At 73.4% G+C, this 25,966-nt stretch carries 35 protein-coding genes and 11 pseudogenes; 37 read left to right on the top strand and 9 right to left on the bottom strand.

Going from position 1 to position 25,966, the window contains the following annotated elements:
- Nucleotides 1-508: 508 nt before the first annotated feature.
- Nucleotides 509-901, bottom strand: a complete 393-nt coding sequence (locus tag G5V59_RS11085; RefSeq protein WP_278256470.1) for a hypothetical protein — start codon at nt 899-901, stop codon at nt 509-511.
- Between the two features lie 72 nt (nt 902-973).
- Between G5V59_RS11085 and G5V59_RS11080 the strand changes: the two genes are divergently transcribed.
- From G5V59_RS11080 to nudC, 13 genes and pseudogenes are all read left to right on the top strand, one after another.
- On the top strand, nt 974-1,543 hold the full coding sequence (locus G5V59_RS11080; protein ID WP_278256469.1) for a hypothetical protein: 570 nt from the start codon (nt 974-976) through the stop codon (nt 1,541-1,543).
- A 444-nt stretch (nt 1,544-1,987) separates the two neighbouring features.
- Nucleotides 1,988-2,344, top strand: a complete 357-nt coding sequence (locus G5V59_RS11075) for a cupin domain-containing protein (RefSeq protein ID WP_278256468.1) — start codon at nt 1,988-1,990, stop codon at nt 2,342-2,344.
- 110 nt (nt 2,345-2,454) lie between these two features.
- On the top strand, nt 2,455-3,126 hold the full coding sequence (locus G5V59_RS11070; RefSeq protein WP_278256467.1) for a UvrD-helicase domain-containing protein: 672 nt from the start codon (nt 2,455-2,457) through the stop codon (nt 3,124-3,126).
- A 63-nt stretch (nt 3,127-3,189) separates the two neighbouring features.
- The gene (locus G5V59_RS11065; RefSeq protein ID WP_278256466.1) at nt 3,190-4,530 is read left to right on the top strand and encodes a UvrD-helicase domain-containing protein; all 1,341 of its coding nucleotides are present in this window, start codon (nt 3,190-3,192) and stop codon (nt 4,528-4,530) included.
- Between the two features lie 28 nt (nt 4,531-4,558).
- A complete protein-coding gene (locus tag G5V59_RS11060; protein WP_278259788.1) occupies nt 4,559-4,621 on the top strand; it encodes a hypothetical protein in 63 nt (20 codons plus the stop codon).
- Complete coding sequence (locus G5V59_RS11055) at nt 4,618-5,088, top strand: hypothetical protein (protein ID WP_278256465.1); 471 nt, start codon at nt 4,618-4,620, stop codon at nt 5,086-5,088. Before G5V59_RS11060 ends, G5V59_RS11055 begins: the two co-directional genes overlap by 4 nt.
- Nucleotides 5,028-5,282, top strand: a complete 255-nt coding sequence (locus G5V59_RS11050) for a PD-(D/E)XK nuclease family protein (protein WP_341350913.1) — start codon at nt 5,028-5,030, stop codon at nt 5,280-5,282. Before G5V59_RS11055 ends, G5V59_RS11050 begins: the two co-directional genes overlap by 61 nt.
- 92 nt (nt 5,283-5,374) lie before the next feature.
- A complete protein-coding gene (locus G5V59_RS11040; RefSeq protein ID WP_278259787.1) occupies nt 5,375-6,379 on the top strand; it encodes a UvrD-helicase domain-containing protein in 1,005 nt (334 codons plus the stop codon).
- 179 nt (nt 6,380-6,558) lie between these two features.
- Nucleotides 6,559-6,690, top strand: a pseudogene (locus G5V59_RS11035) (UvrD-helicase domain-containing protein); the annotation flags it as partial.
- A 328-nt stretch (nt 6,691-7,018) separates the two neighbouring features.
- Complete coding sequence (locus G5V59_RS11030) at nt 7,019-7,573, top strand: 3'-5' exonuclease (protein ID WP_278259786.1); 555 nt, start codon at nt 7,019-7,021, stop codon at nt 7,571-7,573.
- A gap of 16 nt (nt 7,574-7,589) precedes the next feature.
- Nucleotides 7,590-8,012: a hypothetical protein gene (locus tag G5V59_RS11025; protein ID WP_278256463.1), complete on the top strand. Its 423-nt coding sequence runs from the start codon at nt 7,590-7,592 to the stop codon at nt 8,010-8,012.
- Nucleotides 8,009-8,743: pseudogene (locus G5V59_RS36450) on the top strand (ATP-dependent helicase); the annotation flags it as partial. The gene G5V59_RS11025 and the pseudogene G5V59_RS36450, both read left to right, overlap by 4 nt.
- 253 nt (nt 8,744-8,996) lie before the next feature.
- Nucleotides 8,997-9,956 (top strand): NAD(+) diphosphatase, encoded by a 960-nt coding sequence (gene nudC / locus G5V59_RS11010; RefSeq protein ID WP_278256461.1) that lies wholly within the window; start codon nt 8,997-8,999, stop codon nt 9,954-9,956.
- Here nudC and G5V59_RS11005 read toward each other — a convergent pair.
- Nucleotides 9,913-10,180 (bottom strand): annotated as a pseudogene (locus G5V59_RS11005) (mycoredoxin). The gene nudC and the pseudogene G5V59_RS11005 sit on opposite strands and share 44 nt — an antisense overlap.
- Before the next feature lie 171 nt (nt 10,181-10,351).
- On the opposite strand from G5V59_RS11005, the pseudogene G5V59_RS11000 reads away from it, so the two are divergent.
- The 7 genes and pseudogenes from G5V59_RS11000 to G5V59_RS10970 form a co-directional block, all read left to right on the top strand.
- Nucleotides 10,352-10,561: pseudogene (locus tag G5V59_RS11000) on the top strand (UvrD-helicase domain-containing protein); the annotation flags it as partial.
- Complete coding sequence (locus G5V59_RS36445) at nt 10,476-11,123, top strand: UvrD-helicase domain-containing protein (RefSeq protein WP_341351184.1); 648 nt, start codon at nt 10,476-10,478, stop codon at nt 11,121-11,123. The pseudogene G5V59_RS11000 and the gene G5V59_RS36445, both read left to right, overlap by 86 nt.
- Nucleotides 11,024-12,004: a 3'-5' exonuclease gene (locus G5V59_RS10990; RefSeq protein ID WP_278259784.1), complete on the top strand. Its 981-nt coding sequence runs from the start codon at nt 11,024-11,026 to the stop codon at nt 12,002-12,004. The genes G5V59_RS36445 and G5V59_RS10990 overlap by 100 nt, the downstream gene beginning before the upstream one ends.
- A 198-nt stretch (nt 12,005-12,202) precedes the next feature.
- Complete coding sequence (locus G5V59_RS10985) at nt 12,203-12,445, top strand: HRDC domain-containing protein (RefSeq protein ID WP_278256460.1); 243 nt, start codon at nt 12,203-12,205, stop codon at nt 12,443-12,445.
- A gap of 116 nt (nt 12,446-12,561) precedes the next feature.
- Complete coding sequence (locus G5V59_RS10980) at nt 12,562-12,759, top strand: hypothetical protein (RefSeq protein WP_278256459.1); 198 nt, start codon at nt 12,562-12,564, stop codon at nt 12,757-12,759.
- A 242-nt stretch (nt 12,760-13,001) separates the two neighbouring features.
- A pseudogene (locus tag G5V59_RS10975) lies at nt 13,002-13,270 on the top strand (WhiB family transcriptional regulator).
- Between the two features lie 76 nt (nt 13,271-13,346).
- A complete protein-coding gene (locus tag G5V59_RS10970; protein WP_278256458.1) occupies nt 13,347-13,526 on the top strand; it encodes a hypothetical protein in 180 nt (59 codons plus the stop codon).
- A gap of 119 nt (nt 13,527-13,645) precedes the next feature.
- On the opposite strand, the gene G5V59_RS10965 is transcribed toward G5V59_RS10970, so the two are convergent.
- Both G5V59_RS10965 and G5V59_RS10960 read right to left on the bottom strand, forming a co-directional pair.
- A complete protein-coding gene (locus G5V59_RS10965; RefSeq protein ID WP_278256457.1) occupies nt 13,646-14,818 on the bottom strand; it encodes a hypothetical protein in 1,173 nt (390 codons plus the stop codon).
- A gap of 45 nt (nt 14,819-14,863) precedes the next feature.
- On the bottom strand, nt 14,864-15,022 hold the full coding sequence (locus G5V59_RS10960) for a DUF5679 domain-containing protein (RefSeq protein ID WP_162851524.1): 159 nt from the start codon (nt 15,020-15,022) through the stop codon (nt 14,864-14,866).
- A gap of 610 nt (nt 15,023-15,632) precedes the next feature.
- Here G5V59_RS10960 and G5V59_RS10955 point away from each other — a divergent pair.
- From G5V59_RS10955 to G5V59_RS10940, 4 genes are all read left to right on the top strand, one after another.
- A complete protein-coding gene (locus tag G5V59_RS10955; RefSeq protein ID WP_278256456.1) occupies nt 15,633-15,986 on the top strand; it encodes an enoyl-CoA hydratase-related protein in 354 nt (117 codons plus the stop codon).
- A gap of 459 nt (nt 15,987-16,445) precedes the next feature.
- Nucleotides 16,446-16,748 (top strand): hypothetical protein, encoded by a 303-nt coding sequence (locus G5V59_RS10950; RefSeq protein WP_278256455.1) that lies wholly within the window; start codon nt 16,446-16,448, stop codon nt 16,746-16,748.
- The gene (locus G5V59_RS10945) at nt 16,739-17,410 is read left to right on the top strand and encodes a hypothetical protein (RefSeq protein WP_278256454.1); all 672 of its coding nucleotides are present in this window, start codon (nt 16,739-16,741) and stop codon (nt 17,408-17,410) included. The genes G5V59_RS10950 and G5V59_RS10945 overlap by 10 nt, the downstream gene beginning before the upstream one ends.
- Before the next feature lie 9 nt (nt 17,411-17,419).
- Nucleotides 17,420-17,989 carry a M48 family metallopeptidase gene (locus G5V59_RS10940; RefSeq protein ID WP_278256453.1) on the top strand — a complete coding sequence of 190 codons (570 nt, stop codon included), beginning with the start codon at nt 17,420-17,422 and terminating at the stop codon, nt 17,987-17,989.
- A gap of 1 nt (nt 17,990) precedes the next feature.
- Here the strand turns inward: G5V59_RS10940 and G5V59_RS10935 are convergent, their stop codons facing one another.
- The 5 genes and pseudogenes from G5V59_RS10935 to G5V59_RS10915 form a co-directional block, all read right to left on the bottom strand.
- Entirely contained in the window at nt 17,991-18,182 is a 192-nt protein-coding gene (locus tag G5V59_RS10935; protein ID WP_278256452.1) for a hypothetical protein, read from the bottom strand.
- Nucleotides 18,166-18,393 (bottom strand): NUDIX domain-containing protein, encoded by a 228-nt coding sequence (locus G5V59_RS10930; RefSeq protein WP_278256451.1) that lies wholly within the window; start codon nt 18,391-18,393, stop codon nt 18,166-18,168. Before G5V59_RS10930 ends, G5V59_RS10935 begins: the two co-directional genes overlap by 17 nt.
- Complete coding sequence (locus G5V59_RS10925; protein ID WP_278259783.1) at nt 18,284-19,009, bottom strand: zinc-dependent metalloprotease; 726 nt, start codon at nt 19,007-19,009, stop codon at nt 18,284-18,286. Before G5V59_RS10925 ends, G5V59_RS10930 begins: the two co-directional genes overlap by 110 nt.
- A 115-nt stretch (nt 19,010-19,124) precedes the next feature.
- A pseudogene (locus G5V59_RS10920) lies at nt 19,125-19,715 on the bottom strand (zinc-dependent metalloprotease); the annotation flags it as partial.
- Nucleotides 19,715-19,882, bottom strand: a complete 168-nt coding sequence (locus G5V59_RS10915) for a hypothetical protein (RefSeq protein WP_278256450.1) — start codon at nt 19,880-19,882, stop codon at nt 19,715-19,717. The pseudogene G5V59_RS10920 and the gene G5V59_RS10915, both read right to left, overlap by 1 nt.
- Before the next feature lie 75 nt (nt 19,883-19,957).
- On the opposite strand from G5V59_RS10915, the gene G5V59_RS10910 reads away from it, so the two are divergent.
- From G5V59_RS10910 to G5V59_RS10850, 13 genes and pseudogenes are all read left to right on the top strand, one after another.
- A complete protein-coding gene (locus G5V59_RS10910; RefSeq protein ID WP_278256449.1) occupies nt 19,958-20,386 on the top strand; it encodes a molybdenum cofactor biosynthesis protein MoaE in 429 nt (142 codons plus the stop codon).
- Between the two features lie 49 nt (nt 20,387-20,435).
- Complete coding sequence (locus G5V59_RS10905; protein ID WP_278256448.1) at nt 20,436-20,780, top strand: hypothetical protein; 345 nt, start codon at nt 20,436-20,438, stop codon at nt 20,778-20,780.
- A 48-nt stretch (nt 20,781-20,828) separates the two neighbouring features.
- Nucleotides 20,829-21,446, top strand: a complete 618-nt coding sequence (locus G5V59_RS36440) for a hypothetical protein (RefSeq protein ID WP_341350912.1) — start codon at nt 20,829-20,831, stop codon at nt 21,444-21,446.
- The gene (locus G5V59_RS36435; protein ID WP_341350911.1) at nt 21,370-21,567 is read left to right on the top strand and encodes a hypothetical protein; all 198 of its coding nucleotides are present in this window, start codon (nt 21,370-21,372) and stop codon (nt 21,565-21,567) included. The genes G5V59_RS36440 and G5V59_RS36435 overlap by 77 nt, the downstream gene beginning before the upstream one ends.
- A complete protein-coding gene (locus G5V59_RS10890; RefSeq protein WP_278260289.1) occupies nt 21,567-22,097 on the top strand; it encodes a hypothetical protein in 531 nt (176 codons plus the stop codon). The genes G5V59_RS36435 and G5V59_RS10890 overlap by 1 nt, the downstream gene beginning before the upstream one ends.
- Nucleotides 21,980-22,459: a PPA1309 family protein gene (locus G5V59_RS10885; protein ID WP_278259781.1), complete on the top strand. Its 480-nt coding sequence runs from the start codon at nt 21,980-21,982 to the stop codon at nt 22,457-22,459. Before G5V59_RS10890 ends, G5V59_RS10885 begins: the two co-directional genes overlap by 118 nt.
- Nucleotides 22,456-22,749, top strand: a complete 294-nt coding sequence (locus G5V59_RS10880) for a hypothetical protein (RefSeq protein ID WP_278256446.1) — start codon at nt 22,456-22,458, stop codon at nt 22,747-22,749. Before G5V59_RS10885 ends, G5V59_RS10880 begins: the two co-directional genes overlap by 4 nt.
- Nucleotides 22,641-23,261 (top strand): annotated as a pseudogene (locus G5V59_RS10875) (UPF0182 family protein); the annotation flags it as partial. The gene G5V59_RS10880 and the pseudogene G5V59_RS10875, both read left to right, overlap by 109 nt.
- A gap of 106 nt (nt 23,262-23,367) precedes the next feature.
- Nucleotides 23,368-23,442: pseudogene (locus G5V59_RS10870) on the top strand (hypothetical protein); the annotation flags it as partial.
- Between the two features lie 67 nt (nt 23,443-23,509).
- Nucleotides 23,510-23,935 (top strand): annotated as a pseudogene (locus G5V59_RS10865) (UPF0182 family protein); the annotation flags it as partial.
- Between the two features lie 139 nt (nt 23,936-24,074).
- A pseudogene (locus tag G5V59_RS10860) lies at nt 24,075-24,488 on the top strand (UPF0182 family protein); the annotation flags it as partial.
- A 167-nt stretch (nt 24,489-24,655) separates the two neighbouring features.
- Nucleotides 24,656-24,772 (top strand): annotated as a pseudogene (locus G5V59_RS10855) (hypothetical protein); the annotation flags it as partial.
- Between the two features lie 91 nt (nt 24,773-24,863).
- Nucleotides 24,864-25,886, top strand: a complete 1,023-nt coding sequence (locus G5V59_RS10850) for a hypothetical protein (RefSeq protein ID WP_278256445.1) — start codon at nt 24,864-24,866, stop codon at nt 25,884-25,886.
- Nucleotides 25,887-25,966 lie beyond the last annotated feature (80 nt).

Below are 25,966 nucleotides of genomic sequence, written 5' to 3'. Positions count from 1 at the left end.
GCGAGCGGCACGTCGTACGACGCGAGGGTGACGGCGAGTGCCAGACCGGTCGTCACGCCGGCGGCCTGCAACCAGGCCCGGCGCGATCCGCCGGCGAGCAGCGCGACCAGGGCGAGCGGCACGAGCACCGAGGGCGCCAGCAGCAGCGGCTCGGTCACCGGAGCCGGGCCGGCGAGGCGGGTGGCCAGGGCCTGGCTGAACGCGCGGTTGTCGGTGCCCCAGCGGGCCAGCGCGACCGTCAGGGTCACCAGCGAGAGCCCGGTCAGCACGAGGCTGCCGAGGGCGGACGGCGCGATCGCGACGACCCGCATCGCGCGGGGGAGCAGGGCCAGGGCGCCCACCCAGACCGCGGTCACGAGCAGGGCGACGACGTTGAGGGTCGCGGTGCCGGTGTCGATGCACGGCAGGGTGAGCACGAGGGTGACCACCATGGCGGCCCCGCTCGCACCGACGAGCGTCAGGGTGCGGTGCCGCAGCACCACGCCGGGAGCGAGAAGGACCGCGGCACTCACGAGCAGCGACCAGCCCGAGCCCTCGACCCACAGGCTGGTGCAGGTTCGGCGAGATGAGGGCGTCGGTGGCGGCGGCGCCGGCGGCGACGAGAGCGGCGAGCCCACCGGCGACGGTGGCCGACCACTGCAGGGGCACCAGGCCCGTCGTGCGGCCCAGCAGGACCAGGCCCAGCGCCGCGGCGGTGACGACGTGCGCGACGGGCAACGAGTGGGAGGTGAGGGTGGCGAGGCCGGACCAGGCGACGACGAGGGCGATGCCGGTGATCACCTGAGGGGCGACCAGCCGGGGCTGGCCGCCGACCCGGACCAGGGCCAGGAGGAGCGAGGCGACCAGCACGACGCCGCCGGTCACGACGGCGGTGACGTCGTCGGAGTCCCCGCCCAGCCACCCGGCCGCGCCGGCACCGACCACGTCGAGCGCGAGCAGCCCGAGCGCCACCACGACCAGGGACTCACCGGCGATGCGCAGACCGCCGCGGTGCAGGAGCAGGGCGCCGCCGCCGGCCGCGAGCGTGAGCCCGCCGAGCACCGCCGTACGCCCGCCGACCCCGAGCGCCGACCACGACACCGCGAGGAAGACGACCGCCGCCACCAGCAGGCAGAAGGCGCCGAGCCCGAGCAGGATCTTCGGCACCGAGGTGGACGCGACTCCGGTGCGCGCCGGGGCTGGTGCCGGCGCCGGGGCCGGGTACGACGGCAGCGGCGCCTGCTTCGCCACCGGCGGCGTGCTCGGCGGCGCGAGCGGTCCACCCACGGGCGTGGTCACCGCGGCCGCGGGTGCGGGCACGTCGTGGAAGGCGTCACTGGCACCGCGCAGGGCGCCGACGAGCTCGTCGGCACGCCGCAGGGTGCGGAACAGACTCGACGGCGATCGGGTGCCGTACCAGGAGGTCGCAGGCGGGGCAGACCGGGGCGCGGAGGGGCAGCGCGGAGCGGCAGTCGGGGCAGAGCGTCGAGTCGGCGTAGCGCATGCACCCATTCCCTCAGCCGGCGTGGCCGGCGGGGATCGTGCGCGGACTCAGCAGCGCTGAGTGCTCGTACTCAGCCCGGGAAGCGGAAAAAGGTGAAGGGCCCTCGTGAGTATGAGTCACAAGGGCCCTTCGGGTTGACCGGTACTGGTGACGCTCCCGGTCCACCCGCCTGCTGCTCGGATCCCGCGAGCCTCGTCACCCGGCTCGCGCGGCCGGCGTCCCCGTGGGGCCGCCTCGACCTCGCCCCGAAGGGCTCCGTCATGGCCGTGCGGATCCTCGCCTTCCGGCGGATCCCGCTCTCCCGGAGGAGTGCGTGGGAGAAGTTCTACGCCTGTCGCTGGAGCGTTGGCAAGCGTTTTCCCCTGGTTTTTCGGGGGTTTTCGTTCCTCCACCGAACCTCGGCGTGTCGTCCACAGACACGCCAAGTCCCCCTCCACAGAAAGCGGCCGTTCGTCCCCAGGTCCGTCCACGGCCTGTGGAGGAGGGACCCGGCAGACTGGTGCCATGGACCGACCGCCGCTCGCCGAGCGCCACGACCTGCTCCCGCACCCCGAGGGCGGCTGGTACCGCCAGACCTGGGCGGCGCCGACCACGGTCACACTGCCCGACGGACGGGTCCGGGCGACCGCGACGCTCATCTACTTCCTGCTGCCCGCCGGGGAGTCCTCGGCCTGGCACCGGGTGCGCTCCGACGAGTCTGTGGCTGGCCCACACCGGCTCGGTGATGCTGGAGGCTCGGCGGCGACGGCGCCACCCCGGACGTCGTACGACGGGTGGAGGTGGGTGCTGAGGAGCCCCAGGCCCTCGTCCCGGCCGGCGTCTGGCAGCGCACCGTGCCGTCCGGCGCCGACGCGCTGGTGAGCCTGCGTGGTCTCACCCGGCTTCGACTTCGCCGACTTCGAGCTCGCCTGAGCCCCTCTCCCGGGACGCCTGCGGGGTTTCCGTCGGACCCTGGTGGTTGAGTGGCGTCCGTGGAGAAGGGGAGCAGCACGCAGGCGCGGTACGTCCTCCGGGCGGGGCCGCCGCCCGGCCCTGCGCCGGAGCTCGACGAGCAGCAGCGCCGCGTCGTCGACCACCCGGGCGGTCCGCTGCTCGTCCTCGCCGGTCCGGGCACCGGCAAGACGACCACCCTCGTGGAGGCGGTCGTCGAGCGCATCGAGCGGCGCGGCGCCCGGCCCGACCAGGTGCTCGCGCTGACCTTCTCCCGCAAGGCCGCCGACCAGGCTCCGGGACCGGGTCAGCGCGCGGCTGGGCCGCACGACCGGCCACCAGGCTCAGCTCGACCTTCCACTCCTTCGCCTACGCGCTGGTGCGCCGCTACGCCCCGGCCGAGGCTCTACGAGGCGCCCCTGCGCCTGCTCTCGGCCCCCGAGCAGGACGTGGTGCTGCGCGAGCCTGCTGGCCGACCACCCCGAGTCCGTCTCCTGGCCGGACCGGTTCCGCCAGGCCACCGCGACCCGCGGCTTCGCCCGCGAGGTGCACGCGGTGCTCGGCCGGGCTCGGGAGAAGGGGCTGGACGGGGAGGAGCCTGCGCCGGCTGGGAGAGGCCGAGGGCATCGAGGAGTACGTCGCCGCCGGGCTCTTCCTCGAGCAGTACCTCGACTCCCTCGACAGCCTCGGCGCCACCGACTACGCCGACCTGATCCGCCGCGCGGTGATCGAGGCGGAGGCCAACCGAGCCGAGTCTGCGCGAGCAGTTCCGGCACGTGTTCGTCGACGAGTACCAGGACACCGACCCCGGTCAGGTGGCCCTGCTCCGCGCGCTGGCCGGCGACGGCCGCGACCTGGTCGCGGTGGGCGATCCGCACCAGTCGATCTACGGCTTCCGCGGGGCCGAGGTGCGCGGCATCCTCGAGTTCCCCACGCAGTTCCCGCAGGCCGACGGGCGGCCCGCCGAGGTCGTCGCGCTGCGCACCATCCGCCGCTTCGGCCCCGGCATCCTCGCCCCGGCGCAGCGGGTCGCCGGCCGGATCGGTCTGCCCGGCACGATCCCGGAGGCGGCGCGCGAGCCTGTTCCTCGCCCCCGAGGCGGCGCCCGGCCCGCAAGGTCGTGGCCAGGTGCAGGTGCGCACCTTCGACACCGAGCGCGCCGAGTCCGAGCACCTCGCCGACCTGCTGCGCCGCGCCCACCTGGAGGACGGGATCGGCTGGGACGAGATGGCGGTCCTGGTCCGCTCGGGCCGGGCGAGCATCGGTCCGCTGCGGCGGGCGCTGGGCGCGGCCGGCGTACCGGTCGAGGTGGCGCGGGACGAGGTGCCCCTGGTGCGCGACCCGGCGGTGCTGCCGCTGCTCGATGCCCTGCGCGCGGTGGTCAACGCCGACAACGACGATCCCGAGGACGTCGAGCACCTCGACGCGGCCCGGGCCGAGGCGCTGCTGACCGGCCCGCTGGGCGGCCTCGACGCGGGCGACGTCCGACGCCTGGCGCGGGTGCTGCGCCAGCGGGAGAAGGACACCGTCCCGGCCGGGGGCACGCCGCGCAGGCTCGCGCGCGCTGGTGCGGCTCGCGGTGCTCGACGGCACCTTCCTCGACGGGCTGGAGGGGCCCGACCTGGACCGGGCCCGTGCGCTGGCGCAGTCTGCTGGCCCGGGTGCGAGCCGGCCTGGAGTCCGGCGCCGGGGCCGAGGAGCCTGCTGTGGGGCTGTGGTCCGGCACGACCTGGCCGCAGCGGCTGCGCCGTGCCGTGGAGAGCGGCGGCGGCGCGGCCCGGCGCGCGCACCGCGACCTGGACTCGATCTGCGCCCTGTTCGACATCGCCGCCCGCGCCGGTGAGCGACGCGAGCACCTGGGCGTGCAGCCCTTCCTCGAGGAGCCTGGTGCAGCAGGAGATCCCCGCCGACACTCTCGCCGAGCGCGGCGCCCGGGGCGCCGCCGTTCGGCTGCTGACCGCCCACCGCAGCAAGGGGCTGGAGTGGCGCCCGGCCGTCGTCGCGCACGTGCAGGCCGAGGGCTGGCCGGACCTGCGGCGCCGTTCGACCCTGCTCCAGGCCGACCGGATCGGCACCGACGGCGTACTGCCTCCGGTCTCCACCCGGGAGTCTGCTGATGGAGGAGCGCCGGCTCTTCTACGTCGCGTGCACACGGGCGCGCGAGCGGCTCGTCGTCACCGCGGTCCGCTCCGGGGAGGACGAGGGTGAGCAGCCGTCGCGGTTCCTGGAGGAGCCTGGGCAGCACGGTCGAGCACGTGGTCGGCCGCCCCCCGCGGCCGCTGTCGCTCGACGGACTGGTCGCGGAGCCTGCGTCGTACGGTCGCCGAACCGGAGGCCGACCCGGGCCTGCGCGACGCGGCCGCTCGCCGGCTGGCCCGGCTGGCGGGGGAGCGGCTCGGCCGGCGCGCGCTGGTGCCGGCCGCCGATCCCGGCACCTGGTGGGGCACGCGAGCGGTCAGCCGCTCCGAGCAGCCGGTGCGCGAGGCGGACCGGCCGGTGCCGATCTCGGCGAGCATGCTGGAGGCGCTCGCCGTCTGCCCTACCCAGTGGTTCCTGACGCGCGAGGCGGGGGGCGCCGGGCGGGCCCACCAGTCGGCCAACCTCGGCGAGCCTGGTGCACGCCCTGGCCGAGCGGGTGGCCGCCGGGGACGCGCCACCGGATCCCGACGCCCTGATGACCTACGTCGACGAGGTGTGGGACCGCCTCGACTTCCGCACCCCGTGGTCCAAGCAGCGCGAGCACGACCGCGTCCGGGCGGCGCTGGAGCGCTTCGTCGACTGGCACGAGGCCAACCCGCGGGAGCCTGGTCGGCCGCGAGGCACGGTTCTCGACCGTGGTCGAGGTGGACGGCGAGCAGGTCCAGGCTGACGGGCTACGCCGACCGGGTCGAGCTCGACACCGACGGCCGGGTGGTGGTCGTCGACCTCAAGACCGGCCGCGGCAAGCCCAGTGACACCTCCGTGCGCACCCACGTGCAGGCTCGCGCTCTACCAGTACGCCGTCGACCACGGTGCCCTCGACACCGACCCCGCGCTGCCTCCGCGCCAGGCGGGCGGGGCCGAGCCTGGTCCAGGCTCGGGCTGACCGACGGCGGGCCGGACGCGACCGTGCAGCCGCAGCCCGTGCAGGACGAGGACGGGCCCGAGCGAGCCGAGTCTGCGTGCCCGGCTGGCGCACGCGGCGTCGTTGATCCGGGAGGAGCGCTTCCCGGCGGTGGCCGGCCAGCAGTGCCGCACCTGCACCTTCGTCTCGCTCTGCCCGGCCAAGAGCGCCGGATCGGTGGTGGCCCAGTGAGCACCGACGCCCGGATGCGGATCGAGAGCCCGGCCGACCTGCAGCGCGCGATGAAGGCGGCCTTCCCGCCGAGCGAGGAGCAGTGGGCCGCGATCAGCGCGCCGCTGGAGCCGGCCGTCGTCATCGCCGGAGCCGGCTCCGGCAAGACCACGTTGATGGCCGCGCGGGTCGTCTACCTCGTGCTCACCGGTCAGGTGCGGCCCGAGGAGGTGCTCGGCCTGACGTTCACCACCAAGGCGGCGGCCGAGCCTGCGCCAGCGGATCCGGACCGCCCTGCGCGACGCGGGCGCCCTCGACCTCGACGTGATCGGCGCCGACGGCGAGGAGGTGCTGGAGCCGACGGTCGCGACCTACAACGCCTACGCCGCCGGGCTGCTCACCGACCACGGCCTGCGGATCGGGCACGAGCCCGACACCCGGGTGATCACCGACGCGGCCCGCTACCGGCTCGGCGCCCGGGCCGTGGACCGCTTCACCGGCGACATCGAGCACCTCACCGACCACCCCGAGACGGCCATCCAGAACCTGCTCGCCCTCGACTCCGCGATGAGCGAGCACCTGGTCGCGCCCGACCGGGTGCTCGGCCACGACGCCGAGGCCCGCCGCGGCTTCGAGCGGGCGCGCGCCGAGGAGGCTGGCCGGCAAGGCCCGCAAGACCTACGTCGAGGTGATCGACAAGGCGATCTCCGCGATCGACCGGCGTGCCGAGTCTGCTGCAGGCTCGTGGCGGCGTACCGGCGGCTCAAGCGGGACCTCGGCCTGATGGACTTCTCCGACCAGATCGAGTCTGGGTGCCCGGCTCGCGGCCGAGCGACCCGAGGTCGGCGAGGTCGAGCGCGGACGCTTCAAGGTGGTGCTCCTCGACGAGTACCAGGACACCTCCGTCGCCCAGGCGATCATGCTGTCGCGGCTGTTCTCCGGTCCCGATCCCGCGCACGGCCTCGGCCACGCGGTGACCGCGGTCGGCGACCCCAACCAGGCGATCTACGGCTGGCGCGGAGCGTCGGTGGCCAACATCCTCAACTTCGCGGAGACCTTCCCGACGGTGGCGGGCTCGCCCGCGTCGTACCCGCTGACGATCAACCGGCGCTCCGACCGCCGGATCCTGGAGGTGGCCGGCCACCTCGCCGAGCCGCTGTACGACGCGCTCGAGTCGAGGGGCGCCGGCGTGGCCCGGCTGCGGGCGCCCGAGGGCGCCGCCGACGGGGTGGTCGAGGCGCAGGTGTTCGAGACCCAGCGCGAGGAGCCTGGCGTGGCTGGCCGACGCCGTGCGCGCGACCCACGGCGGCGAGCCCGGCGACTGGGCCCGGATGGGGGTGCTGACCCGCGAAAACGCGCACGCCGAGCTCGTCTTCGACGCACTGACCCAGGCCGGCGTGCCGGTCGAGATCGTCGGCCTGTCCGGGCTGCTTCGGCTGCCGGAGATCGCCGAGGTGGTGGCGGTGCTGCGACTGCTCCACGACGTGACCGACAACGCCGCGCTCCTCACCCTGCTGGCCGGTCCGCGCTGGGGGATCGGCGCGCGCGACCTGCGGCTGCTCGGGCAGCGTGCCGGCGAGCCTGGCCGGACGGCGTGGGCGGGCCGAGGATGCGGTCTCGGTCAGCGAGCAGGCTGGTCGCGATCGCCGATGGCATCGACCCGGCCGAGATCGCCTGTCTCGACGACGCCCTGGCGGACCCGGGCGAGGCGGCGTACTCCGCCGAGGCCCGGGAGCGCTTCGCCCTGCTCCGCGACGAGTCTGCGCCACCTGCGCGCGGCTGTCGGCGAGCCGCTGCTGGACCTGGTCCGCCGCATCGTCGACGTCACCGGTGTCGACGTCGAGCCTGGCCTCCGCGGTCAGCCCGGCTGCGGGAGCCCGGCGTGACAACCTCGACCTGTTCGTGAAGGCGGTGGCCGACTTCCAGGCCGTCGACGGCGACGTGACCCTGCCGGCCCTGCTGGCCTACCTCACCGCCGAGGACGACCAGGGCAACGGCCTCGACATCGCCACGCCGACCGAGGCCGACTCGGTCAAGCCTGCTGACCGTGCACCGCTCCAAGGGCCTGGAGTGGGACACGGTCTTCTGCGTCGGGGTGTGCGAGTCGCGCTTCCCCTCCGCGCAGGGGCGCACGCTGTGGGTCTCCTCGCCGGCCGTGCTGCCGGCCGCGCTCCGCGGAGACGCCGCCGACCTGCCTCAGGCTGCAGGGCTTCGACAAGGCGGCGCTCGACGACTACCGCGCCCGGGCCAAGGCGCACGAGGCCGACGAGGAGCTCCGGCTGGGCTACGTCGCCTTCACCCGCGCCGCGCACCGGCTCGCCGTGACGTCCTTCCAGTGGGGGCCGCGCAAGACGCCGTACGGGCCGTCGGCGTACCAGGAGGTGGTGCGGGAGCGCCTCGAGGCCTGGGGCATCCCGCCCGAGCCGTGGCTGCTGCGCCCGGGCAAGGGCGCGGAGAACCCGTATGCCGCCGAGGACCCCGCCCAACCCTGGCCCGTCGAGGGCTACGGCGAGGAGGCCCGCCTCCGGCGCGAGGCAGCCACCCGTGTCCTCGCCGCCGATCCCGGGCAGCCCGATCCCGACCTCGACATCGTCACCGCCGCGCGGGTGGCGGAGTGGGACGCCGAGATCGACCAGCCTGCTCGCCGAGGCGCGTCTCGCCGGCGCCCAGGGCACCAGCGAGGTCGCCGTGGCACTGCCGTCCTCGCTGTCGGCGACCGCGCTCGGCCGGATGCGCGAGGACCCCGAGGCCTTCGCCCGCGAGCCTGGCCCGGCCGATGCCCCGCCCACCCGCTCCCGCCGCGCGCTTCGGGACCCGGTTCCACGCGTGGGTGGAGACCCGGTTCGGCCAGCAGGGGCTCTTCGAGCCCGACGACCTCGCCGGGCGTGCCGACGCCGGCATCGAGGACGACGCCGACCTCAAGGAGCCTGGTCGCCCGCTTCGAGGAGGGGCCGTTCGGCTCGCGGGTGCCGCTCGCCGTCGAGGCCCCCTTCGCGCTCGTGCTGAGCACGATGGGCGGCGGCCGGCAGGTGATCCGGGGCCGGATCGACGCGGTCTACGCCGAGCCGGACGGCGGGTTCCTGGTCGTCGACTGGAAGACGAGCGCGCGGCAGGACGCCGATCCGCTGCAGGCTCGCCCTCTACCGCCTGGCCTGGTCGGAGTCTGCGCGGCGTACCGCTCGACCAGGTGCGGGCCGGCTTCCACTACGTCCGCAGCGGAGCGCTGGTGCTGCCCGACGACCTGCCCGACCGTGCGGGCATCGAGGCGCTGCTGGAGTGAGCGAGACACGGGGGTCCTAGGCTCGGGACGTGACCTTCCCGCACCTGTCCCTGGTGGCCGACCCGCACGACCGGCAGGGCCTGCTCCGCACCGACGACGCCTGGCTGCAGCAGCGCTGGGAGGACCCGGCGAGCCGGGTGCTGGTCATCGCAGGGACCCGGGTGCGCCCCGGCGAGGGCGGGCTGGAGTGGGTGCCGAGCGCCCAGGCGCCGGACGGGCTGCGGATCCTGCTCGGCGAGCGGGACGGGACCACGTGGTGGGCGGTCATCGTGCCCGGTGACGTCGTGAAGGCCGAGCCCGAGCGCTGGCTGCCGCTGCGCGGCCTGCTGCCCCACCTCGCCGGCGACACGGTGCGTCAGGCGCCGCTGGTGTTCCACGCGATGGGGCTGGCGGAGTGGCACTGGGCGACCCGGCACTGCCCGCGCTGCGGTGGCACGCTGACGCCGCGCGCGGCCGGGCACGAGCTGGTGTGCACGCAGTGCGGCAAGCCGCAGTTCCCGCGCTCGGACCCGGCGGTGATCATGCTGATCGCGGCGGGCGAGCCGGGCAGCCCGGAGGAGCGCTGCCTGCTCGGGCGCGGGCCGACCTGGCCGGAGGGCCGGTTCAGCACCCTCGCGGGCTTCTGCGAGCCGGGGGAGACCCTGGAGGACGCGGTCCGGCGCGAGGTGCTGGAGGAGACCGGCGTGGCGGTGGGCGAGGTGACCTACTTCGGCAACCAGCCCTGGCCGCTGCCTGCCAGCCTGATGATCGGCTTCCACGGGCGGGCGATGAGCGAGGAGATCGTCCTCGACGACGCGGACGTCGAGGACGCCGCGTGGTTCACCCGCGAGCAGATGCGCGCCGGGGCCGAGGACGGCTCCCTGGTGCTGCCGGGCGGGGTCTCGATCAGCCGCTCCCTCGTCGAGGACTGGTACGGCGGAGCGCTGCCCGGCAGTCTGGTGAGTCTCAGGCGCCGAGCCTGCTCCAGGCTCGTCGAGCCTTGGCCTTGACCTGCGCGACGCTGGGGTTCGTCTGGGCGGTGCCGTCGGTGTAGACCAGCGTCGGCACGGTCTGGTTGCCGTTGTTGGCCGACTCCACGATCGCGGCGGTCTCCGGCTGCTGCTCGATGTCGACGATGTCGTAGGCGATGCCCTCGCGGTCGAGCCTGGCTCTTGAGCCGCTTGCAGTAACCGCACCACGGGGTGGTGTACATGACGAACTGGGCGTCGGACATCGATCGACCTCTCTGCCGGGGCCCGCGCGGACCTGCGCGGCCTTCGTCCCTCCAACCTAGCCAGCCGGTCCCGCATTCCCCCGGGGGATTGCGTCGGACCTCCGGTCTAGGGTCGGAGACGCCGTACCGGACCGCCCACCGACTCCACTCGCAGAGGAGCCCTCCGCCCCGATGACCGCGACGACCGACCCCATCGAGCGGCTGCTGTCCGCGCTCGACCCCGAGCAGCGGCAGGTGGCCGAGACGTTGCGCGGACCGGTGCGGGTGCTGGCCGGTGCCGGGACGGGCAAGACCCGTGCGATCACCCACCGGATCGCGCACGGGGTGCTGGCGGGGGTCTACGCGCCGACCGAGGTCCTGGCGGTCACCTTCACCACCCGCGCGGCCGGCGAGCCTGCGTCAGCGGCTGCGGCGACTCGGCGCGCCGGGGGTGCAGGCGCGGACCTTCCACAGCGCGGCGCTGCGCCAGCCTGCGCTACTTCTGGCCGCACGTGCACGGCACGGAGCCTGCCCGAGCCTGGTCGAGTCCAAGATCGGCATGCTGGCCGCGGCCTGCCGCACCATCGGCGTCCGGACCGACCAGGCGCTGCTGCGCGACCTCGCCTCCGAGATCGAGTGGTCCAAGGTGAGCAACATCGGCGCCGACGACTACGCCCGGCTGGCACCGGCCAAGGGCCGGGCGGTGGCGGACCAGACGCCGGAGACGATCGGCCGGGTCTTCGCGGCCTACGAGGACGTCAAGCGCGACCAGGGCCGGATGGACATGGAGGACGTGCTGCTGCTGACCGCGGGCGTGCTGGCCTCCGACGAGCGGGTGGCGGCGCAGGTGCGCCGGCAGTACAAGTGGTTCGTCGTCGACGAGTTCCAGGACGTCTCGCCGCTGCAGTCCGCGCTGCTCGACCTGTGGCTCGGCGGGCGCGACGAGCCTGTGCGTGGTCGGTGACCCGGCGCAGACGATCTACTCCTTCGCCGGCGCCGACGCGGGCTACCTGCGCGACTTCCCGAAGCGCTACCCCGGGACGACGTCGATCGAGCTCGTCCGCAACTACCGCTCCACCCCGCAGGTGGTCTCCGCGGCCAACCAGGCTGCTCGCCGGCACGACGAGCGCCGGCGTGGAGCTGCGCTCGCAGCAGGCCTCGGGCTCGTCGGTTCGGTACGTCGGGGAGCCCGACGAGGTGGCCGAGGCACGCAGCGTCGCGGACCGGGCTGCGCGGCTGCACCGGGCCGGCACGCCCTACGGCGAGATGGCGGTGCTGTTCCGCATCAACGCCCAGTCGGAGACCTTCGAGGACGCGCTGACCGACCGCGGCATCCCCTACGTCGTGCGCGGAGCCGCGCGCTTCTTCGAGCGCCGCGAGGTGCGCGAGGCGGTGACCCGCCTGCGCGGCGCGGCCCGCTCGGGCGAGGCCGAGGGACTGCCGTGGGTGGGCGTGGTCCGCGACGTGCTCGGCGGCATGGGCTGGACGCCCGAGCCACCGACGACACGCGGCCAGGCGCGCGATCGCTGGGAGTCCTTCCAGGCGCTGGTGGACCAGGCCGAGGACTTCGCGACCGAGCGCGGGATCGAGGCATCGGTGGCGGCCTTCGTGGAGGACCTCGACCGGCGCGCGAACGAGCAGCACGCGCCGACGGCCGACGGGGTCACCCTGGCCACCTTCCACGCGGCCAAGGGCCTGGAGTGGGACGCGGTCTTCTGCTGCGGAGTGCAGGACGGCACGGTGCCGATCAGCCTACGCCAGCCAGGAGGGGGCGCCGCCGGGCGCGGTCGAGGAAGAGCGCCGGCTGCTGTACGTCGGCATGACCCGTGCGCGCCAGGAGCCTGATGGTCTCCTGGGCGGCCGCCCGCAACCCCGGTCAGGCGCCGCGCCGCCAGCCCTCGCGCTTCCTCCTCCCCCCTGCTGCCGGAGTCCCAGCAGCCGCAGGCCACCCGAGGCCGGTCCAAGGTCGCCCGGTGCCGGGACTGCCTGCAGCCGCTGGGCAGCGCGGCGGAGAAGAAGCGCGGACGTTGTGCCCACCACCCGGTGCGCTACGACGAGGCGCTCTTCGACCGGCTCAAGGCATGGCGGCTGGAGACGGCCCGGGAGGCGGGGGAGGACGGCAAGCCGCTGCCGGCGTACGTCGTGTTCACCGACGCCACGCTGGAGTCGATCGCCGAGCACAAGCCGGCCTCGATCAGTGCCCTGGCGAAGGTCAACGGCGTCGGCCCGAACAAGATCGAGAAGTACGGCGAGGCGGTGCTCGCACTCGTCTCCGAAAATCTTTGAGAAACCCCGATAAATGATTTGCACGCCCTGATACGCGCCCGTTACGGTCATCAGGCAAACATCGATCTGCGCATCACAGCCCTGGCACGGCTGGCGCCCTCAAGGCCCCGAAGGAGGTGGCGAACGTGAAGAACATCGTGATGATCCCGATGACCGACGTGAACGTCGAGCAGGCTCGCGCTGTCCGCGCTCGCCTGCGCCACCTCCGCTCTCGCGACCCTCGAGGTCTGGGGCACTGCGGTGCGCCCGAGCACGACCGCCGCTGCCGCTTTCGCGCCGTTCGCCGCCAATGGTGGCGACGTCGCGCCGGCTGACGGCCCGTTCGTCAAGCGGGAGCGCGGCATTGCCGCCCACGTCCCGGGTCCGCCCGCCTGGAGCCATCCCAGGCTGATCCTTCCATCGCCCCGGCAGCCTCCAGGCCGCGGAACCCGACAGACCGGGATCCGCGGCCTTCGTCTTTCTCAGGACCTGAGAAGAGCGAAGTCGCAGATCCCTCGAGGAAATACGACCAACGCGATCAGGTCATCGAAGAGGAGGTGAAAGCAGATGACGACCAGTGTTCTCGAGCCGACGCTGGACGAGCTTGCTGCCGTGCCGGCTGAACGACGCGGAGCCTGTGGTTCGCCGAGTCCCCGTCGGACGTCGAGTCCGCCAAGGCGCTGTGCCAGGCGTGCCCGGTCCAGGCCCTGTGCCTGGCCGGCGCCCTGGAGCGGCGGGAGCCGTGGGGCGTGTGGGGTGGCGAGCTTGTTCCTGGCCGGCGTGGTGATCCCGCGCAAGCGGCCGCGGGGCCGGCCCCGCAAGGACGCCACCGTCACCGCCGCGTAGGCACCGCACCCGCTCGCCGAGCGAACAGACCAGACCCATCTGAACGAACCTGAACGAAGGATCCGACATGTACAACATGCTGAACGAAGACCTGGCGCGCGCGCAGATGTCCGCGCGCCTGGGAGAGGCGCACCAGCCTGCGCGAGGCCGCCCAGGTGGCCCGCGCCCGCCGCTTGAGCCGCAAGGCCGAGCGTGCAGCGCAGCAGGCTCGTCTCGCCCTCGCTCGCGCTCTCTGATCCGGACCGGGTCCCGATGACCCGCCCGGCAGCGAGGCAGAACGTCCTCGGAGGCCTCCTCTGGGGCACACCTGATCGCGGGTGAAGATGAAGGGCCGGAACCGACCACCGTCGGTTCCGGCCCTTCGCATCTTTTCGGTCACGACGCCGCGCGCGAACCGTCCGGGCTCCTACCCTGGGGGCATGCCCGTCTCCTGTGACTTCTGTGGCCGGCGCGCCGACGGTGACACGCCGCCGCTGACCTGGACGTCCGCAGTCGAGCGCGGCCGGGTGCGCCGCTACTGCGACGAGTGCTCCCGGGCCCACCTCCGGGCGATGGAGGCCAAGGCTCGACAGCGAGTGGTGGTGACCGGGCCCGCTCACGGCAGCAGGCCGAGTCTGGTCCCATGCGCAACCGCAGTCGGGATGGCGTCCCCAGGAGGTCGCGACCGGAGCGTCGCGCGGCCCGAGGTCGAAGGTCGCCGACCAGGTGCTCGGCGTGTCGCCCTCCAGGTAGCGGCACAGGTCTCGCACCGCCCAGGCGAGCGCGAAGGTGTCGAGGACCGGGTCCGACGGCGGCGGCCGGGTCCGGGCACCCCGTGCGGCCTGGGCGAGCAGCAGCGGCCGGCGTACGTCGGCCACGGCCTCGTGCGCGTCCACGCAGCGCAGGCACGCGGTCCGTCCAGGCTCGACGAAGGGCCCGACCCGACGGCCGGTGGCGGCACCGCTGACGACCAGGTGCGGGACCGCGTCGCGCACCCACGGGTCCAGCAGACTCGCGGTCCAGCGGACCGGCGCTCACGACGAGGTGCACCGCAGCGGTCCCGGCACGCCGCAGCCCCGCCTGGTCCAGCAGGGGCCCGAGGAGCTCCTCGAGCGCGGGCGGTGCGTCGACGGCGATCGTCGCGCCCGCCCGGGCCGCCTGGCGTCGTACGGCGTCCGGGCCGGCCTGCGCCCGCAGCACCTGGTCGGCGCTGCCCACCTCCCCGTCCGGCACGACGACCAGCAGCCCCGCGGCGCGCAGCCGCTCGAGCAGCGCGGGCTCCGCGTCCGTCTCCTCGGGCAGTCCGCGCGGGCGGGCCAGCGCCGTGAGCAGGTCGCGGACCCCCGGTGCGTCGGCGGCGCGGACCACCGGCTCGTCGAGCCCGACCTGCACGACCCCGGGGGAGCGGGTGAGGATCGGCGTCCCGGGACGCAGGACCAGGCGCCGGGGCCCGGGTGCGGAGGTCATGGCAGCAGCGTGCCACTGCTCGGCGTGGCGTGCGCCGGGCTCTCCACAGGCTCGCGGGCCCGTGGAGAGCGGCGCGGGAGAAACGGCCGCGGGCGGCACCACCGATGGTGGTGCCGCCCGCGACGGGTCGGTCTGTGGGCCGGGAGATCAGGCCTTGCCGAGGATGCGGTTGAGGTTGGTGCCGCACTCGGGGCAGACGGCCTTGGCCATCCGGGTGCCCTTGTCGTTCACCTTGACCTCGCCCTCAGCCTCACGCTTGGCCTTGCACTTCACGCAGTAGAACTCGCCGCTCCAGGTCTCCGCCATGACGGCCTCCTTGCCATGTTTCATCTGTTGGTCGTCGCGACGGGGGTCTTTGGGGGAAGCCCGCCGGGGCTCGGAGCCGGACTCCGAACCTCCATGACCCTACGGCACGCCGCCACACGGGCGCAGTAGCGTGCCCCGCATGTCTGAAACGGCCTCGAAATCCTCCACCCCGCCGGAGCCTGACCCACCTGCGCCTCGAACGACCCGCCGAGGGGGTCGCGCTGCTGGTCCTGGACCAGCCCGAGCCTGCGCAACGCGATGAGCGACGAGATGACCGCCTCCTGGGTCGCGGCGGTCGACCACCTGGCCGCGGACCCGTCCGTGCGGGTGGTCGTGGTGACGGGGGAGGGCAAGGCCTTCTGCTCCGGCGGCAACCTGTCCTGGCTGGCCTCGGAGCCGGACGCGAGCGTCGCGGACCTACGTGCCCGGATGCTGCCGTTCTACCGCGCCTGGCTCTCGATCCGGCGCCTGGAGGTGCCCACGATCGCCGCGCTCAACGGCGCCGCGATCGGAGCCGGCCTGTGCCTGGCCCTGGCCTGCGACATCCGGTACGCCGCGCGCGGGGCCCGGCTCGGGGTGCCGTTCACGAAGCCTGGGGATCCACCCCGGCATGGCCGGGACCTACCTGCTGCCCGACGTGGTCGGCTCCGCCGCCGCCCGCGACCTCTTCCTCACCGGTCGTGTCGTGGAGGCCGACGAGGCGCTGGGACTGGGTCTGGTCTCGCGGGTGCTGGACCCGGAGACCTTCCGCGCCGAGGTGCTGGCGAGCGCCGGCGCCATCGCGGAGGCCGCGCCGATCGCGACCCGGCTCACCAAGCGGGCGCTGCAGTGCCCGCACGCCAGCATCGAGGCGGCGCTGGAGTGGGAGGGCCTGGCCCAGCCGGTGACCCTGGCGACCGAGGACCTGCTCGAGGGGATCCGGGCCGCGCAGGAGAAGCGGCCGCCGGTCTTCCGCGACCGCTGAGCGTGCCGCGGACGCCCCGGCACGCAACGAGGCCCCCGGTGCGCAGCGACCCTCGCTTGCCTTCCCCTTGCGAGCGAGGACTGCGACCCGGGGGCCCGTCGGAGGAGACGCTAGGCAGCCGTGACGGCGGGGTCAATCCGGCGCGGGGTGTCGCTGTGGAGGATGCTGTGGACGCACTTGTGGATGAGGTGCGCAGCCGGTGGACGACGGTGCCGGATCGGTGAGTTCGATGTGGACGGATGGGGGAAAATGAGCGAGCGGAGGGCGCCGTACCGCGAGGTGACCTGCGGAAACACTGCCCACAGGTTCTTCCACTGGCTGTGGAGAACAAATACTTCAGTCCCGAAGGGAGCGTGACCGGGGTCACATGACCGACCAGGTGTACGACGGCAGTCCCGTGGCGGCGCTGCGCCGGATCGCGTTCCTGCTCGAGCGCGGGCGCGCCGACAAGCCTACAAGGTGAAGGCCTACCGCGGGGCCGCGGCGGCGATCCTGCCGCTGCCGGCCGACGAGGTGGCCGAGCGGGCGCGCACCCGGACCCTCACCGAGCTTCGCCGGCGTCGGGTCCAGCACCGCCCGGGTGATCACCCAGGCGGTCGAGGGGCGGGTGCCGGACAAGGCTCGCCGAGACCGAGGAGGAGTACGGCGCCCCGCTCACGGCCGACGGCGCGGGCACCACCCTGCGCGCCGCCCTTCGCGGCGACCTGCACTCCCACTCCGACTGGTCCGACGGTGGCTCGCCGATCGAGGAGATGGCGATGACGGCGATGGAGCCTGGGCCACGACTACCTCGTGCTCACCGACCACTCGCCGCGGCTCAAGGTCGCCCGCGGGCTGTCAGCGGAGCGGCTGAGCCGCCGACCCGGCGTCGTCGCGGCCGTCAACGAGCACCTCGCCGGGGCCGGCTTCCGGCTGCTGCGTGGGATCGAGGTCGACATCCTCGACGACGGCGGGCTCGACCAGTCCGAGGAGATGCTGGCGCAGGCTCGACGTACGGGTCGCCAGCGTGCACTCCAAGGCTGCAGATGGAGCCTGAGCAGATGACGCGGCGGATGGTCGCCGCCGTCCGCAACCCCTTCACCAACGTGCTCGGTCACTGCACCGGCCGCCTGGTCACCGGCAACCGCGGGACGCGGGCGCAGTCCCGCTTCGACGCCCGCGCCGTCTTCGAGGCCTGTGCGGAGGAGGGCGTGGCCGTCGAGATCAACTCCCGGCCCGAGCGCCGCGACCCGCCGACGAAGTCTGCTGGAGTCTGGCCCGCGACATCGGCTGCGTGTTCTCCATCGACTCCGACGCCCACGCACCGGGGCAGTCTGGACTACCCGCTGCTCGGCTGCGAGCGCGCCGAGGCGGCCGGCATCGACGCCGACCGGATCGTCAACACCTGGCCTGTCGAACGCCTCCTGACCTGGGCGAACCCCTAGGTTGTGGCCATGGGTGCGCGGAGCAAGCCGCGAGTGGAGGTACGACGGTCGGGTCGCCGCCGTCGTACCGTCTCGGCGTACCGCGACGGCACCAAGATCATCGTCCTCGTCCCGGACAACCTCACCGGCGAGGAGGAGCGCGCCTGGGTGACGAAGATGGTCGCCCGCGTGGAGCGCAAGGAGTCGCGCGCCGCCGCACCCCGCAAGTGGGACGACGCGGCGCTGATGGAGCGCGCCCAGCGGCTCAGCGACGCCTATCTCGGCGGCCTGGCGGTGCCGGACTCGGTGCGCTGGGTCGGCAACCAGCGCGCCCGCTGGGGCTCCTGCACGCCGCGGGACCGCTCGATCCGGCTCTCGGAGCGGCTGCAGCGGATGCCGGAGTGGGTGCTCGACTACGTCATCGTGCACGAGCTCGCGCACCTGATCGAGCCGCAGCACGACGAGAAGTTCTGGGGCTGGGTGGCGCACTACCCGGCCGCGGAGAAGGCCAAGGGCTACCTCGCCGGCTGGTCGGACGCGGCCCGGATGCCGCGACCGCCGTCGGAGGAGGTCTATCCCGCCGGCGACGCGGTCGACTGAGTCAGCCCAGCACGGCCCGGGCGCGCGCGATCAGGGTGTGCATCTCGGGCTCGAGCTCCGGCAGGTCATCCACCGGCCACCAGCGCACGGCCAGGGACTCGTCGCTGACGACGGCCTGGGCGCCGGGGCGGGCCGCGGCGGCGTAGCGGACGTCGAGGTGGCGCACGTCCCCACGCTCACCGCAGAAGGCCACCGTGTGCAGGTCGAGCCTGCACCGGCTCGGGGTGGAGGTCCAGGTCGGTCAGACCGCTCTCCTCGTGGGCCTCGCGCAGCGCGACCCCGGCGAGGCTCGCGTCACCCTCCTCGGCGTGACCGCCGAAGTGGAACCAGCGCTGCGCCTTGCGGTGCAGGTTGAGCAGCACGTGCTCGCCGGTGGCGTCGAGGACGAGGGTGCCCGCCGTCACGTGGTCCGGGTACGACGAGCGCCACATCCCGTCCGGGGCCGACTCCAGGTGCGCGACGTAGCGCCGGCGCAGGCTCCTCCTCCGCCGGGTCCGGTGCGCGCCAGGACTCCAGGACGCGCAGGGCGTCCGCGTGGAGGCTCACTCCTCGGGGGCGTCGGTGGTGCCGGGCTCGTCGAGCAGGCTTTGCGCAGGCTCGGCGTCGAACTCGTCCGCGGACAGGCTCCTCCGGCGGGGTCGCCTCGGCGCGGAAGGACAGCGGGTCGTCCAGGTCCGCGGCGCTCGGCAGCAGGTCGGGGTGCATCCACACACCGTCGCGGGCCTCCGGGCCGGAGCGGGCGCGCAGGCCGCCCCACAGGGTGGAGGCGTCGCGCAGCCGGCGCGGGCGCGACTCCAGGCCGACGAGGGCGGCGAAGGTCTGCTCGGCGGGGCCACCGGCGGCCCGGCGGCGTCGTACGGCCTCGCGGAGTCTGGCCGCGGCAGGCATCCGCTCCTCGGTGGCCTGGCCGACGACCTCGTCGACCCAGCCCTCGACGAGGGCGAGGGCGATCTCGAGGCGGCCGAGCGCGGCGGTCTGCGCGGGCGTCTGCGGCGCCTCGAAGAGCCCGCCCTCGAGCAGGCCCTGGATCGCCTCGGGGTTGGTGGGGTCGATGCCGCGCAGGCTGCTCCTGGACCCGGTCCTGGATCTGCTGGGCGTTGATCTCCAACCCGCGGGCGTAGTCGGTCACGGCACCGATCAGGTGCTCGCGCAGCCACGGCACGTGCGCGAACAGCCGCTGGTGCGCGGCCTCGCGCAGCGCGAGGTAGAGCAGTACATCGTCCTCGGAGACGTCGAGGCCCTCGGCGAAGGCGCGCACGTTGCTCAGCACCAGCCCGGCCTTGCCGGGCGCGCCGAGCGGCAGGCCGATGTCGGAGGCGGTCAGCACGTCGCCGGCCAGCGCGCCGAGGCCCTGGCCGACCTGCATCGCGAGCATCCCGCCCACGGCCCGGCCGATCATGCCGACGAAGGGCCCCGCCGCCGCCCGCATCTCCTCCGGCAGACCGCTGGACAGGCTGGCGACCGAGCGGGCGGCGACCGGCTCGACGAGCACCTTCCACACCGGCTGCGTCTCGACCAGCCACTCCGCTCGCGACCACGCGGCCGTCGTGCTGACCCCGGAGGGGAACTCGGTGGTGGCGTCGAGCCAGTGGTCGGCCAGCCGTACGGCGTCGGCGACCCGGTCCTGGTCGCGCTGGCCGGGGGAGGGGTCGGGCTCCTGCGCGGCGTGCTGGCGGGCGATGTCGCCGGCGGCGTTCCAGTTGAGCGGGCCGTCGTAGGGCTGCATCAGGGACTGCAGGCTGCTGGAGGAAGGCCGCCCCGCCTCCGGGCCCGAACGGGCTCGCCCCGCCGGGGAGGCCACCGCCGCCGAGCATCCCGAAGAGCCTGCTCGAAGGGCGTGCCCTTGAACGGGTTCGGCTGGTCGTCGCCCGGGTTGCCCGGCTCGTTGCTCATGCCTCCGAATTTACGCCCGATCGCCAACCGGCGGTGTCGGGGAAGGCCCTGGAATCACCCCTAGACTCCTCATCCATGACCTCTCCCGCCGTCCGCCTGGTCGCGATCTCGGAGGAGCCGCTGTCGGTCGCCGGCGTGCTCGACAGCCTCGAGGACCCGACCGCGGGCGGTCTGGTGCTCTTCGTGGGCCGGGTCCGCGACCACGACCACGGGCAGGGGGTCACCGGGTTGTCGTACTCCGCGCACCCCAGCGCCCTCGACCGGCTGCGGGAGGTCTGCGAGCGCGTCGCCGAGGAGCACGACGTGACCGGCGTGGCCGCCGTGCACCGGGTCGGCGACCTGGACATCGGCGACCTTGCGGTCGTGGTCGCCACCACCGCGGGGCACCGCGGGTCCTCCTTCGAGGCCAGCCGGGCGCTGATCGACACGCTCAAGGCGGAAGTGCCGATCTGGAAGCACCAGCGCTTCGCCGACGGCTCGGACGAGTGGGTCGGGAGTCCCTGACCCGCGTGTCCTGACCGATCCGTCCCCGGGGCCGACCTACGCTCGGAGGATGGAGATCCTGCTCTGGCTCGTGCCTGCCGGCGTCGCGACGGTCGTCGCGATGCTGTGGGTCGGCTGGTGGGGTCGTGAGGGCCGCGGCCAGGTCGACCGCGAGACCGCTGCCCGCCGGCTCGGCGAGGCGCTCTCCCGCGAGCGCGGCCAGCGGCCCGGGTACGCCGTGCCCGAGCGCGAGGAGGACCGCTCCACCGGGGTGGCCCTGCGCGCCTCGCGCCGCCGTCCGGTGGTGCTGCCCGGCAGCGCCCTGCCGGAGCAGGCGGCCGAGGAGCCCGAGGTGCGCATCGTGGAGCCGCCGTCCGCCGGCGAGCAGACCGCGCGGGACCGCCGCGCGTCGTGACCACCCTCACCCACGGGCACGTTGGCGCGGTCTGAGAGGGTAGGCGCCATGAGCCAGCGCCTGATCGCCGTGTGCATCGCGGGTCCGCTGGCGCTCATCCTGGGCGGGATCGCGCTCGCGGTGCCGCTGCCGTACGCGTCGTACAGCCCGGGGCCGACGTTCGACATCCTCGGCAAGGACGTCAACGACGCCGAGGTCATCCAGGTCGACGGCCACCAGGCCTACTACGACAAGGGCCAGGCTCCGGTTCACGACCGTGGTCGCGTCGTCGTACGGGCAGAAGGCGACCCTCGGCGACGCGCTGACTCGTTGGGTCGACCCCGACAAGGCGGTCGTGCCCTACGACGTGGTCCACCCCAAGGACCAGTCCGCGGAGCAGGAGGAGGCCGACGGCGCGGTCCAGATGACCACCTCCCAGGACACCGCGAAGGCGGTCGCGCTCAAGGAGATCGGCATCGACCCGCCGACCGCCGTCCAGGTCGCCTACGTCGACCCGAAGGGCCCGGCGAAGAACAGCCTGCTCGTGCGCGACATCTTCAAGGAGGTCGATGGCCAGCCGGTCACCACCCCCGACCAGATCGTCGCCGCGGTGAAGAAGCACAAGGACCTCACCAACGTCGAGTTCCGCATCGAGCGGGACAAGAAGGAGACTCACCGTCCGGGTGAAGCCCGTCCTGCAGGACGGGACGGTCCGGGTGGGCGTCACCCTCGGCCTGGGCTACGAGTTCCCCTTCGACATCCAGGCTCCACGTCGACCCGAGCGTCGGCGGCCCGAGCGCGGGGCTGATGTTCTCGCTCGCGATCTACGACACCCTGACGCCCGGCTCATTGACCGGCGGGGCGACCGTGGCCGGCACCGGCGAGTCTGCTCGCCGACGGCAAGGTCGGCCCGATCGGCGGGATCGCCCAGAAGATCGCCGGTGCCCAGGACGCGGGCGCCGAGTCGTTCTTCGTGCCCAAGGAGAACTGCCCCGACGTCAAGGGCCTCGACCCCGACCTGCGCCTGGTCAAGGCGACCACGATGCACGAGGCGCGCCAGGCCCTGGAGAAGTGGGCCGGCGACCACGACGCCAAGCCTGCCGACCTGCTGACCCTCCGAGCCTGCACCCGAGAGCGAGCCCATGGACTACGAGCCTGGACGTCGACCCGGCCCTCGCGGCTGCCGTGCTGGAGGTCGAGAAACACCTCGCCCGTGCCGGGTGGGACCAGCCGGCGCGCCTCTACGCGCTCGTCGACACCGCACAGGCTGGTCGAGCAGGAGCCGGCCCTGGCCGCGCAAGCTCGGCCTCGACCAGCCGATCGAGCGCGGCTCGCTGACGCCGATCGAGCAGGAGGAGCCTGCCCCCGGGACGACAAGCTTGGAGGAGGTGCTGCCGGGCATCGTGTGGCCCGGCGTGGTCACCGGCTGCGCCGCGGTGGTGGAGCGGCTGGTGCTGCCGCCGGCCGCCGACGGCCAGGTGCCCGAGGACCCGGAGGCGGCGCTGCAGTTCGCCCGGGAGCACCCGGACGCCGAGGAGGTACGCATCGTGGCCGGGGTGACCCGGCACGGTGCGGCGTACTGCGCACTGCGCATGCGCAGCCAGGACGACGACATGGCGGTGATGGGCGGACCGGACCTGGTGCCGGGCCTGCTCGAGTCTGTTGCGGGCCACGCTGGACGACGCGGAGGACGACGATGAGTGACCTGTTCGACGAGGACCCGGAGCGCCCCGCGCCCGAACGACCCGGCCGGCGCGCTCGCGCGCTGGTGATCACCGGGGTCATCCTGGTGCTCGGCTTCTTCCTGCTGACCGCGTTCGCGTCGGTCTACACCGACCGCCTCTGGTACAAGGAGGTCGGCTACGGCCGGTGTTCAGCACGATGCTGTGGACCAAGGTCGGGCTGTTCGTCGCCTTCGCGCTGCTCATGGCCGCCATGGTCGCGGTCAACATGCACCTGGCGTACCGCTTCCGCCCGCTCTTCCGGATGACGCCCAGCGACGCCAGCGTCGACCGCTACCGTGACGCCGTCACCCCGATCCGCGGCTGGCTCCTCGCCGGTGTCGGGATCGTGGTCGGGATCTTCGCCGGCACCTCCGCCGTCGGTCAGTGGCGCACCTTCCAGGCTGTGGCACAACGGCGAGCAGTTCGGCCGTCAGGACCCGTTCTTCCACAAGGACATCGGCTTCTACCTCTTCGAGCCTGCCCTGGTGGAACTTCGTCGTCGACTTCGTGATGGCCGCGACCGTCGTCGCCCTGATCGGCACCGCCGTCGTCCACTACCTCTACGGCGGCATCCGCCTCCAGCAGGCGCACGACCGGCTCTCCGGGGCGGCGCAGGTGCAGGCTCTCGGTGCTGCTCGGGATCTTCGTGCTGGCCAAGTCGGTCGACTACTGGCTCGACCGCTACGACCTGGTCACCGACGACCACCGGCTGTTCACCGGCATGAACTACACCGCCGAGAACGCGCTGCTCCCGGCCCGCAACATCCTGGTCGGCGTGGCGCTGATCTGCGCGGTGCTCTTCTTCCTCAACGTCTGGCGCAAGACCTGGCAGGCTGCCCTCGGTCGGCCTGGCCCTGCTCGCCCTCTCGGCCGTGCTGCTCGGCATGATCTGGCCGGCCATCGTGCAGAACTTCCAGGTCAAGCCGTCCGAGGCGGACAAGGAGAAGACCTACATCCAGACCAACATCGACGCCACCCGCCAGGCCTACGGCCTCGACGACATCTCCACCGAGACGAACTTCCAGGGTGTGCCCACGGGCGCGGCGACCCAGGCCCGTGGCCTGGAGGTCCTCCAGCAGGCTGACCACCACGCCGGTGGTCGACCCGCTGCAGGTGCGCGACACCTTCCAGCAGCGCCAGCGGGTGCGCGGCTACTACTCCGTACCGGCCGTGCTCGACGTCGACCGCTACACCATCGACAAGCAGGAGGTCCCGCTCGTGCTCGGGCTGCGCGAGCTCGACCAGGCAGGCATCCAGTCCTCGGACCAGAACTGGTCCAACCTGCACACCGAGTACACCCACGGCGAGGGCCTGATCGCGGCGTACGGCAATCGCATCAACATCGACGACCAGGCCAACGGTCGCATCCAGTGGGCCGAGGGCATCCGCGGCGAGGGCAACGGCGGCGGCGACGACCTCACCAAGGCCGGCAAGTTCGAGACCCGCATCTACTACGGCGAGAAGAGCCCGTCGTACTCCATCGTGGGCAAGGCCGACGCCAAGGCCAACGACGTCGAGCCTGAGCCTGCCGAGCACCGGCGACGAGAAGGACTCCGAGCGCCAGACCACGACGTACGACGGCAAGGGCGGCGTGCCGGTCGGCGGCACCTTCAACCAGGCGATGTACGCCATCAAGTTCGGCGAGCCGAACTTCCTGCTCTCCGGGCGGGTCAACAAGAACTCCAAGGTGCTCTACAACCGCACGCCCATCGAGCGCGTGGAGAAGGTCGCGCCGTGGCTGACGCTCGACGGCGACCCGTACCCCGCGGTGGTGGACGGCAAGATCGTGTGGATCCTCGACGGCTACACGACCTCGGACAAGTACCCCAACGCGCAGCGTGAGTCCTTCGACTCGATGACCGACGACTCGCTGCAGCAGACCACCGGGCTGCAGACCATCCCGACCGACGAGATCAACTACATGCGCTCGGCGGTCAAGGCCACCGTCGACGCCTACGACGGCACGGTCACCCTGTACCAGTGGGACGAGGACGACCCGATCCTCAAGACCTGGATGAAGGTCTTCCCCGGCGCCGTGAAGGACAAGTCGGAGATCAGCGACCAGGCTGATGGCCCACCTGCGCTACCCCGAGGACCTCTTCAAGGTGCAGCGCTTCCAGACTCGCGAAGTACCACGTCGACGACGCGGGCGAGTTCTACTCCGGCGACAACCGCTGGGAGGTGCCGGAGGACCCGAACGCCTCGCGGGCGGTCTTCCAGCCGCCGTACCGGCTGTTCTCGACGGGGGTCGATGGCACGACGGACTGGTCGCTCACCTCGGTGTTCAAGCCGCGCGGTGAGCAGAACACCCTGGCGTCGTACCTCCAGGTGAACTCGGACGCCACCTCCGACCACTTCGGCCAGGCTCCGGTTGCTGGAGATGGCCGACGAGAACACGCCCGGCCCCGGCCAGGTCGCCAACGAGATGCAGGGCAACGACGCGGTCGCCAAGGAGCTCGCGCAGTACCGCGTGGCCGGTGCGACTCCGCCGCGCTTCGGCAACCTGCTGACGCTCCCGGTCAAGGGCGGGCTGATCTACATCCAGCCGGTGTACGCCGCCCGGAGCGCCACCTCGGCCTTCCCGATCCTGCAGTACGTGATCGTGAAGTACGGCGCCGGCGTCGGCATGGACCGCAACGTGGTCAAGGCGCTGGGCAAGGCCCTCGGGGTCGACCTCGAGGACGGCACGACGCCCACCACGCCCCCGACGACACCGCCGACGACCCCGGAGCCCGGCACCGGCACGCCGCCGACGACGGGCACGGACCAGACGCTGAACGCCCAGATCGCGACCGCGCTGCGCAACGCCGACACTGCCTTCAAGGCGGCCGAGACGGCGCAGAAGGCCAACGACACCGCGGAGTGGGTGCGCCAGGCTCGGCCTCGCCCAGGCCGCGGTCGAGAGGGCCGTGCAGGCTGGCGAACCAGCGCGACAAGCAGTGAGGGGAGCGCACCGGTGAGCGAGATCGAGGTCGTCCACCGTTTCCTCGGCCGGCTCCAGGAGCCTGGACGTCGCCGGCGCGCTCGCCCTGTGCGCCGACGACGTCGTCTACCAGAACGTCCCGCTGCCGCCCGCGCGCGGGCGACGGGCGGTGGCGCGTCAGCTGCGGACGATGACCAAGGTCGGCACCGGCTTCGAGGTGGAGATGGTCAACATCGCCGCCAACGGCCCGGTCGTGCTCACCGAGCGGATCGACGTGCTGCGCCGCGGGGGCTTCCGGATGGAGTTCTGGGTGTGTGGCACGTTCGAGGTCCGAGACGACAAGATCGTCCTGTGGCGCGACTACTTCGACTGGACGACCTTCCTGACCGCAGGCGTGCGCGGCGCGGGGCGGGCGCTCGTCGGCGCCGCCCGCCGGCGCCGGCGCTGACCTCCTGCCGGGCGGTGGCGTCGTGCTGCTGACCCTCGACCTCGTCGGCATCTTCGTCTTCGCCATCTCCGGCGGCCTGGTCGCCGTGCGCAACCAGACTCGACATCGTCGG

The sequence above is a fragment of the Nocardioides convexus genome, assembly GCF_011090295.1.
The sequence above is the reverse complement of the archived record's forward strand: the minus strand, read 5'-3'. Positions and strand labels throughout refer to the sequence as shown.